Source organism: Brachyspira sp. (assembly GCF_050873525.1).
Taxonomy (GTDB): domain Bacteria; phylum Spirochaetota; class Brachyspiria; order Brachyspirales; family Brachyspiraceae; genus Brachyspira.
Map to the genome: position 1 here is coordinate 1 of NZ_JBNMIZ010000117.1, position 8104 is coordinate 8104.

Annotated in this window: 4 protein-coding genes, 2 rRNA genes and 1 pseudogene; 4 read left to right on the top strand and 3 right to left on the bottom strand. The window is 35.0% G+C overall.

What is annotated here, in order from left to right; genetic code table 11:
* The 4 genes and pseudogenes from ACR0QS_RS08485 to ACR0QS_RS08500 form a co-directional block, all read left to right on the top strand.
* Nucleotides 1-474: pseudogene (locus tag ACR0QS_RS08485) on the top strand (Rpn family recombination-promoting nuclease/putative transposase); the annotation flags it as partial.
* Between the two features lie 439 nt (nucleotides 475-913).
* The gene (locus ACR0QS_RS08490) at nucleotides 914-1201 is read left to right on the top strand and encodes a Bor/Iss family lipoprotein (protein ID WP_432633013.1); all 288 of its coding nucleotides are present in this window, start codon (nucleotides 914-916) and stop codon (nucleotides 1199-1201) included.
* A gap of 71 nt (nucleotides 1202-1272) precedes the next feature.
* Nucleotides 1273-1914, top strand: coding sequence for a hypothetical protein (locus ACR0QS_RS08495; RefSeq protein WP_432633014.1), 642 nt, complete (start codon nucleotides 1273-1275; stop codon nucleotides 1912-1914).
* Between the two features lie 12 nt (nucleotides 1915-1926).
* Nucleotides 1927-2952, top strand: coding sequence for a hypothetical protein (locus ACR0QS_RS08500; RefSeq protein WP_432633015.1), 1026 nt, complete (start codon nucleotides 1927-1929; stop codon nucleotides 2950-2952).
* Between the two features lie 310 nt (nucleotides 2953-3262).
* On the opposite strand, the gene rrf is transcribed toward ACR0QS_RS08500, so the two are convergent.
* The 3 genes from rrf to ACR0QS_RS08515 form a co-directional block, all read right to left on the bottom strand.
* Nucleotides 3263-3379: ribosomal RNA gene (rrf, locus tag ACR0QS_RS08505) — 5S ribosomal RNA — on the bottom strand.
* A 125-nt stretch (nucleotides 3380-3504) separates the two neighbouring features.
* Nucleotides 3505-6489, bottom strand: a 23S ribosomal RNA gene (locus ACR0QS_RS08510).
* Between the two features lie 770 nt (nucleotides 6490-7259).
* On the bottom strand, nucleotides 7260-8104 hold an 845-nt coding region (locus ACR0QS_RS08515), incomplete at its 5' end, for a GerMN domain-containing protein (RefSeq protein ID WP_432633016.1).

Here is an 8104-nt window from a genome sequence, read left to right on the forward strand (position 1 = left end):
ACTTTAGACGAATTGAAGAAAAATAAATTACTCACTTGGATGAAATTTTTTACAACAAAAAATTTAAAATCTATAGAAAAGGAATTAAAGGAGGCAAACCCGATTATGACTAAAGTTATTGAAGAATACAAACGATTTACTTCTGACGATAAACTTATGCGAGCTTATGATGCTCGAGACGCTTTTTTGGTGGGACAAAAAATAATGCTTGATAGAGAACGCAAAGAAGGAATTAAAGAAGGTATTGAAAAAGGAATAAAAAGAGGGATTAAAAAAGGTATAAAAGAAGGGAAACTTGAAGGTATAATAGAAGGGAAACTTGAAGGTATAATAGAAGGAAAACTTGAAGGCATAAAAGAAAATACTTATACAATAGCCAAAAATCTAAAAAAATCAGGCGCGGATATAAAATTTATCAGCGAAATGACGGGCTTGAGCGTAGATGAAGTCCGAAAACTGCCTATAGACAAATAAAAACGATAATAAAAAATATCAAATTTAATTAAAATTTTTTTTGAATTTTTTTTAAAAAAAGGCTTGACATTTTTTGCGTTCCATGATAAAATCGTTATTATATGTTTACACTAATTAATAATAACGATTTTAAGTTGATACCAACAGTCAACAGTCAACAGTCAACAGTCAACAGTCAACAGTCAACAGTCAACAGTCAACAGTCAACAGTCAACAGTCAACAGTCAACAGTCAACAGTCAACAGTCAACAGTCAACAGTCAACAGTCAACAGTCAACATGTAAGAATTGTAAACTTTTTCAAAAATTATGCTTTTATAAAGTTGGCAAGATATTGGGATATTTTAATTTATCCTTCAATCAAAATTTGCAAAATAATAAATCGTATATTCGTATGCGGTTGTTATTTGATAAATACTATTTTTAAAAGGAGAAACAAGATGAAGAAAATACTTGTTTTACTACTCGTTATCGCTATGTTTGCAAGCTCATGCGCTGTGCATAGACATACGATAGGAAAGGGACCTCAATCTGGGGTAAAAGCAGATAGCCGACAGTGGTATGCCTTGTGGGGATTAGTTCGTCTCGGTAGTGTCGACACGCTTAAATTAGCGGGAGATAAAACCGACTACGAAATCTACACGAGAGTTAATGGCATAGACTGGCTTATCAATTTCTTCTTGGGTTGGACTACTATCCAAACCAGAACTGTATCGGTTATTAAATAGCCGAATTTTTACGAAGGGATATTATTTATATAATATCCCTTTATTTAATTTAATGATACAAAGGATAATTAATGAAATATTATATAACAATTTTATTTATACTTTTATTTATATTCGCTTGCAATAATAACAACGATAATAAAAACGAAGAAATTATTGACAATATTGAAAACGCGGAAGATTTTGAAGATTTTTTCTCAAATAAAGAAATTATATTTAAAAAATTGGTATTGGGAATAAATAATTCTACCAACGAAAATAAATATCATATAACGAATGTAAACGCCGATTTTTTGCCTCCGATTAATTCCGTTAAATTGTCGGAAGAAGAAAAAAATATCGTAATAGAAAAAACGGGTTATTTCAAAGATTATTTTTATACCGACAGTTTATTTGTGGACGAAAGAATAAAAAGCTCTTGTTTGGTAGGATATATGGAAAGAGAAGAGGGAAAACTGGACGCTTTTATAAACTCTTTAAGAAAAATGAAAGAAGACAAAAGCGTTAAAGATTTGACGGAAGAATATTATACGATAAAAGGAAAAAAGAATATTCAATTCAGAATAAATATAGAAAACTCTTTATACTGGTTTTATGTTATATTCGAGGCTAATAACGGATATTATTTGATTTTGAATTATACTTTTCCAATTTCTTATTTGGAGGATTCGGTTGATAGAATAGCTAATTCTTTAACCTCTATAACTTTTTAGAGATTGTCTTTTATGAATAAAAACTTAAAAAATATATTATTTATAAATATTTTCGTATTATTTATCTTTTATAATTCTTTATTTTCCGAAGAAACTTTGAAAGAAAAAACTTTAAAAGATAAAATGGACTCTCGCATCGAAGAGACAAAATCTAAATGGAGATATAATCCTTTCAGATACGAAACTTTGAAAAGACTTTACGGCTGGCAGGACCCAGACGCTTATATTACGAGATACTGGATAGGCGATATTTTTAATATAGAAGAAATGTATCCGAAATATGAATATCGTTTTGATAAAATGCAGTTTTATCATCAGCCGACTTTGGCTACGGAAATTAATCCGATAGATTTTTTATATAAAGATGTTCATAGATTTAGAATCGGAGTGGGATTTTTGACTCATTTCTTTTTATCGATTTATAAACCGAATTTTGAAATATATTACGGAGAGAGTTTATTTTTCGGAACTTATATGCAAACGGAATTATATTTTGATTATATTTATAACGAGACTTTGAGATTTAGATTTACTCCCGTTCGTCATATTTGCTCACATATAGGCGGAGATATACTGGGCGATTCGGAACTCTACGATAGAAATACAGAAGAATTTAGAGACTCCGCTATGGAACAAATGCATTTTTCACTTCATTATAATTACGGATATTTTACTTTTTACGGCGGATTTTCTTTTGCCATGACGGGCTTTAACGAATCGAATTTTATCAATCTATTTAAAATGTTTTACGGAACGGATTTTAGATTTCCTATCTGGGGCGAGATAAGTTTTATAACTGGATTATATATTGCCGCCGATTACGACAGAATAAATACGATATACAGAAAAGAGAATTTCAAGCAATATAAAATTTTAGACACTTACGACAAATTTTATCCTTACATATCGGTTGGAATAGGATTTGAAATTTATAGATTTACCGTAGGAATGAAATACGAATTTAATCGCTCAAGACATTTATACGCCTACAAAAAGATGGAAAGCAAACTTGGTTTTGAAGCTACTTTGTTCTTTTAATTTTTTTCTCTTCCATATATATATAATTTTTCGCAAACCTCATGTAAAAAGCATGGGGTTTCTATATAGCTTGCTTACGGCATACAGATAATGCGAATTAATACAAAAATGAATAAAATTTTAATTTAAGATTTAACTTTATTAATAGTCGATTGCTTCGGCATTTACAATACCTCGCAATGACAGTTTTTATTTAGCAAGCGTTATTTTTTATTAAAAATTTTTTAATTAAACTTTTAATATTATAAATTATTATTTCAAAATAAAAAATCCCAACAGAAAAATCTATTGGGATAAATATATAATATATACCCGGCAACGTTCTACTCTCCCATAAAGCTACCCTTATAGTACCATTGACGATGAAAGGCTTAACTGCCGTGTTCGGAATGGGAACGGGTGTATCACTTTCTCTATGGTCACCGAAATAATATTAACAAACTAAAAGAGCTATTCTTTGTCAGATATATAAGAGCGCAGATTGTCTCATTCTTTATTATAATTTTCAGATTTTCTTTTTTATCGAATAAATCGAAAGAAGAAAACGATAATATGGTCAAGCCATTGGTCTGATTAGTGCTGCTCAGCTGAATGGGATTTCCCCAATTACACTTGCAGTCTATCGACGTCGTAGTCTCCAACGAAACTCATAGGGAAAATTAATCTTGAAGGAGGCTTCCCACTTAGATGCTTTCAGCGGTTATCCCGTCCATACATAGCTACTCTGCGATGCCTTTGGTAAGACAACAGATACACCAGCGGTATGTTCATTTCGGTCCTCTCGTACTAAAAATGACTCTTCTCAATTTTCCAACGCCCACAACGGATAGGGACCAAACTGTCTCACGACGTTCTGAACCCAGCTCGCGTACCGCTTTAATTGGCGAACAGCCAAACCCTTGGGACCTGCTCCAGCCCCAGGATGCGATGAGCCGACATCGAGGTGCCAAACCTCCCCGTCGATATGAACTCTTGGGGGAGATAAGCCTGTTATCCCCGGAGTACCTTTTGTCCGTTTAGCGATGGCCCTTCCACTCGGGACCACCGGATCACTAAGACCTGCTTTCGCACCTGCTCGAGATGTCTCTCTCGCAGTCAAGCCACCTTATGCCTTTATACTCTACTACCGATTTCTATTCGGTTTGAGGTGACCTTTGCACGCCTCCGTTACTCTTTAGGAGGCGACCGCCCCAGTCAAACTACCCGCCTGGCAATGTCCGATTGCCGGATAACGGCTAATCGTTAGAATCCCATTTTACGAAGGATGGTATTTCAACGATGACTCCACAAAAGCTGGCGCTCTCGCTTCAAAGTCTCCCATCTATTCTACACATCGCAAAACAAAACTCAATGCCAAGTTATAGTAAAGGTTCACGGGGTCTTTCCGTCCTGTTGCGGGTAATCAGCATCTTCACTGATAATTCAATTTCACCGAGTTCTTCCCCGAGACAGTGCCCGGATCGTTACACCATTCGTGCAGGTCGGAACTTACCCGACAAGGAATTTCGCTACCTTAGGACCGTCATAGTTACGGCCGCCGTTTACTGGGGCTTCAATTCAAAGCTTCGCTTACGCTAACCTCTCCTTTTAACCTTCCAGCACTGGGCAGGTGTCAATCCCTATACATCCATTTGCATGTTTGCAGAGATCTGTGTTTTTGTTAAACAGTCGGCCAGGCCTTTTCACTGCGACCCTCCTCCCAATATTGCTACCGAGATTCAGGCGTCTCTTTTTCCGAAGTTACAAGACTAATTTGCAGAGTTCCTTAGGGAAGATTATCTCGAGCGCCTTAGAATATTCATCTCACCCACCTGTGTCGGTTTACGGTACGATTATAATATGCCTAACCTTAGAAATTATTTCTCGACAGCCTAGTTCACGCAACTTCCTGAACCCGAAAGCCCAGTCACTATCCCGTCTCAACCTTAAAGCGACAAGCATTTGACTCGCCACAAGTCTAAACGGTTCGACGAGGACAACCAAAACCTCGCGCACGCAAACAATCTGTGTCATTCCATCGAAACATACTATAGTACAGGAATATTTACCTGTTTCCCATCGACTACGCTTTTCAGCCTCATCTTAGGGGTCGACTAACCCTAGGCAGATTAGCTTTACCTAGGAAACCTTGGGTTTGCGGCGAACGGGTTTCGCACCCGTTTTCTCGTTACTTATGCCTGCATCCTCACTTCTTATACCTCCAGCGCATCTTACAACACGCCTTCAACGGCTTAAAGAACGCTCTCCTACCAATTATAGATTAACTCTATAATTCCCTAGCTTCGGTACTATGTTTGAGCCCCGTTACATTTTCGGCGCAAAAACACTCGACCAGTGAGCTGTTACGCACTCTTTAAAGGAATGGCTGCTTCTAAGCCAACCTCCTGGCTGTTTAAGTATTCTCACATCCTTTCCCACTTAACATAGATTTTGGGACCTTAGCTGAGGATCTGGGCTGTTTCCCTTTTGACAATGACGCTTATCCGCCGCTGTCTAACTGCCATGCTCTTAACTTACGGTATTCGGAGTTTAGTTGGGTTTGGTACTCGGTTAGGAGCCCTAGTCCATTTAGTGCTCTACCCCCGCAAGTAAACGCATAACGCTGCCCCTAAAGACATTTCGGAGAGAACCAGCTATCTCCAAGTTTGATTAGCCTTTCACTCCTACCCACAAGTCATCCCAAGCCTTTTCACGGCCACGGGTTCGCGCCTCCGCTCGATGTTACTCGAGTTTCGCACTGCTCATAGGTAGATCACTTGGCTTCGGGTCGTATAGCATGCAACTAATTCGCCCTATTAAGGCTCGCTTTCACTACGACTACAAGGCTATTACCTCTTAATCTTGCTACATACTATAAGTCGCAGGCTCATTCTACAAAAGGCACGCCATCAGGTCGCTATTATTGCTAATAGGATACCCTCTGACTACTTGTAAGCTTAAGGTTTCAGGTTCTATTTAATAGCCCTCAACGGGAGACTTTTCACCTTTCCCTCACGGTACTCTACGCTATCGGTCACTGGCTAGTATTTTGTCTTGGATAGTGGTCTACCCAGATTCAAACAGGGTTTCACGTGCCCCGCCCTACTCAGGAACGACATAACCTTAACTATATGATTTCGTATAAGGGACTATCACCCACTATGGTTCGCTTTTCCAAAACGATTCTACTATCATACAGATTAAAGTCGAAATATGCAAGTATTTCACATATCGCCCTACAACGCCGCTATAACAAAATCTTGCAACTTGACATTATAACGGTTTGGACTCTTCCCCTTTCGCTCGCCACTACTGAGGGAATCTCAATTTTGATTACTCTTCCTCCAGGTACTTAGATGTTTCAGTTCCCTGGGTGTCGCCTCATACATCTATTTTATTCAATGCATGATGTAAAAGGATTGCTTTTACAGGTTTTCCCATTCGGTTATCTACGGATTATAGAATATTTGCTTCTCCCCGTAGCTTATCGCAGCTTGTCACGACCTTCATCGCCTTCCAGTGCCTAGGCATCCACCTTAAGCCCTTATTTACTTGACCATATTATCCTTTTCTTCTTAAATTCAAATATGCTCTGAATGAGACTTTAGCTAAAAAGCTGTTTCTTCTTATTTCTTTAGTAACTTTCCGCTTATTGTTTCTACTCTAAGACACACAATCTAATTGTGTATTTTAATTATTTAGTGAAGATTTTTTAAATGCCGATTTCCGTTTTATTGGAAAATACTTTCTAAAAAATCTACGCTCTTATATATCTGTCAAAGAACTTCTACCCGACTAAATATTTTTTATTTCTAATCAAGGTTCTTATATTGTAGCATATTTAAAAAATAATGCAATAGCTTTTTTAACAAATATTTAAAAAATTTGCTAATTTTTATTAATTAACAAGCTGAAATAATACATTTAATACAATTTTTAGACTAATTTTTTCAAAAACATTTTTATTTTTCGCTTTTTATTGAAATATTTTAAATTTCATTTTAAAACACTTTCAATAAAAATTAATGCTGTTTTGATAATAAGACTTTTTTATTTTTAAGATTTTAGAAATAAAATTATTCTGTTATAATTAATGTTTATAAAAAATAAAGACAATATTTAAGTAAAAAAACTAAACGACTTTTTTATCCGTATATAAACTTGAAATATTTTATGAATATTAAAATATTTTGCGCATTATAAATAATCTTTAAATAAAGATAAATATTTGTCATTATGAGGATATTTATACACGAAATAATCCAAAATAATAAAATTTCTTTTCTGCGTATTACTTCGACTATAAATAACATAATGACTGATAAAAATCAAAATCTCATAAAAGCGGTATTTTCTATAGAACCTTCCGCTCCGATTGTTTCGTTCAAATTTCCGTTTATTAAAAATATAACTTTATCTATTCCCTCGAATTGAGTGGCGGTATAAACTAATTGGTATATTTGAATCATAGTTCCTTCGTTTCCCAAAGGATTAAATTCAAAGTCTTCGTTAAAATTCAAATAAACTATATCGTCCTCTACAAAAATATCGAGCAGTTCGGTATTTCTTGGAATGCAGCTTATTATATTTTTATTATTTTCATCGTCAGTCGCCCCATTGAGAAGAGTTTTTATCGCTCTTTCGATGGAAACATTATTATTAAACTCTCTATTTCTAAATATTAAAGTTATATCTCCCGTATTTTCGTTATATTCCACTAAATAAATTCCTTCGTCTTTAGATTTGGTTTTTATATTATTAAAATCTCTATTTATTCTATTATTCGCTTTTTGTCTTTTATAATTTGCCACATCGCTAACGGCTTTTTTCATTATTTCTTCTTTATCGTTTCTATTTATTGTATTCGTTATCGGACTTGCTGGCGTATCTCTTTTTATATTTTCTATATTATTATTTCTATTATTTCGGACAATATTATTTGGATTTGGATTAACCATATCGTTAATTACTCTTTCGTAATCCGAAGTTTTTTGGGAATTATTATTAAAAATTGTTTCTTCTATTATATTTTTTCTGTTAATACTATTGTTATTATTATTGTTTGAGTTATTGTTATTATCGATTGGTACAGGGATATTGAAGAAGCCACGTAGATGAGTATTTGAAGAGGTGCTATGTGAGTGACTATGGGAAAGAGATATATGGTTATGAC